Genomic DNA, 2,158 nt, shown 5'->3' on the forward strand with positions numbered 1-2,158 from the left:
CGGGCCACCGGTCCTCGAGGCGGACGGGGAACTCGTCGTCGGGGATCTCGTAGACGCCCTCGTGCCAGACGCTCTCGTGATCATCGGGCACCTGGGGGTCTCCGCCGGGCCCCGGCACCCCACCGGGTGCCCTCCGATCAGCGAGCCGGGCCGCTGGGGAATCGGGGACCGGCGGGCCGCCGGCGTCGGGAACCGGCACCGGCTCGGCGTCGGGAACCGGCACCGGCTCGACGTCGGGCACCGGCACCGGCTCGACGTCGGGAGCGGGCGGGGGCGAGCCGAGGACGATCGCGAGCCGGGCGGCCGTGCCGCGGCCGAACAGCGTCAGGACCCCGCCGGCGCAGAGCACGCCCTCGAGATCGGTGACCGCGCGCGGCAGGGCGTCCGCCGAGTAGAACGACATCTGCCCCACGCCGCCGCACTGTAGAACACGCGTTCGAACGGGCGCGGGAGGTCGGTCCGCGCGCCCGGCGGACGCGACGAAGGGCACCCCCGGACGAGCCGGGGGTGCCCTTCGGGTCGTGCTGGGACGCCGGGTCAGACGGAGGCCGGCTCCGGGGCGTCGGTGTTCGAGTCCGCGATCGCCGTGGAGCGACGCTTCGAGACGTACACCGCCACCACGATCCCGAGCAACGCGACGACCGCGATCGGGATGCGGACGGCCGGGTTGGCGCTCGGGCCGATGGACAGTGCGACGACGGCCGGGGCGATCAGCACCGAGACCAGGTTCATGACCTTGATCAGCGGGTTGATCGACGGGCCCGCGGTGTCCTTGAACGGGTCACCGACGGTGTCACCGATGATCGTCGCCTCGTGGGCGTCCGACCCCTTGCCACCGTGGTTGCCGTCCTCGACCAGCTTCTTCGCGTTGTCCCAGGCGCCACCGGAGTTGGCCAGGAACACCGCCATGAGCGTGCCCGCGGCGATCGCGCCGCCGAGGTAGCCGGCGAGCGGGCCCACGCCGAGGCCGAAGCCGACGGCGATCGGGGCGAGGATCGCGAGCAGGCCGGGCGTGGCCAGCTCGCGCAGCGCGTCCCGCGTGCAGAGGTCGACGACGCGGCCGTACTCCGGCCGTCCGGCCGCCGGTCCGCCCGCCTTGTACTCCATGATCCCGGGGATCGACGCGAACTGGCGACGCACCTCGAAGACCACCGCGCCGGCCGCCCGCGACACCGCGTTGATCGCGAGGCCCGAGAACATGAACACGACCGCCGCGCCGAGGATGACGCCGACCAGCGTGTTCGGGCTGGTGATGTTGTAGATGTCGGAGGTCAGCGTGCTGCCCACCGACTCGTAGCCCTGCCGGATGGCGTCGTTGTACGAGCCGAACAGCGCCGTCGCGGCGAGCACGGCCGTCGCGATCGCGATGCCCTTGGTGATGGCCTTGGTCGTGTTCCCCACCGCGTCGAGCTCGGTGAGGATGACCGCGCCCGCACCCTCGACGTCGCCGGACATCTCCGCGATGCCCTGCGCGTTGTCCGAGACCGGGCCGAAGGTGTCCATGGCGACGATGACGCCGACCGTGGTCAGCAGGCCGGTGCCGGCCATGGCGACCGCGAACAGCGAGACGATGACCGAGCCGGACAGCAGGAACGCGCCGTAGACCGCGGCGCCGATGACGATCGCGGTGTAGACGGCGGACTCGAAGCCGACCGAGATGCCGGCGAGGATCACCGTGGCGGCACCGGTGAGCGACGAGGTGCCGACGTCCTTGACGGGCTGGTCCTCGGTGCCGGTGTAGTAGCCGGTGAGCGCGAGGATGATGATCGCCAGGACGATGCCGATGGCCACCGCGATCGCCGCGATGAGCGCCGGGTTACCGGCCGCGGCGAGGTCGCCGACGGAGGCGGCGTTGACGCCGGGCAGCGCCGCGAAGCTCGTCGGCAGGTAGACGAACGCCGCGACGACCGTCAGCACCAGCGAGATGCCCGCGGAGATGTAGAAGCTGCGGTTGATCGCCTTGAGCGCGTTCTCGCCCTCGCGGGTCTTCGTGATGAAGACGCCGACGATGGCCGTCAGCACGCCGATCGCCGGGACGATCAGCGGGTAGGTCAGGCCGAGCGTGCCGAACGCGACCGAGCCCAGGATCAGCGCGGCGACCAGGGTCACCGCGTAGGACTCGAAGAGGTCGGCGGCCATGCCGGCGCAGTCACCGACG

Annotated in this window: 1 protein-coding gene and 1 pseudogene; both read right to left on the reverse strand. The window is 72.1% G+C overall.

All coding sequences use genetic code 11. The annotated features are described in order from the left end of the window. Nucleotides 1-412, reverse strand: a pseudogene (locus AC0CYZ_RS08950) (hypothetical protein); the annotation flags it as partial. Between the two features lie 125 nt (nt 413-537). Continuing rightward, nucleotides 538-2,158 (reverse strand): proton/sodium-translocating pyrophosphatase (locus tag AC0CYZ_RS08955; protein WP_472214400.1); only part of this gene is annotated, 1,621 nt, incomplete at its 5' end.

The organism is Actinomycetospora sp. (assembly GCF_055612215.1).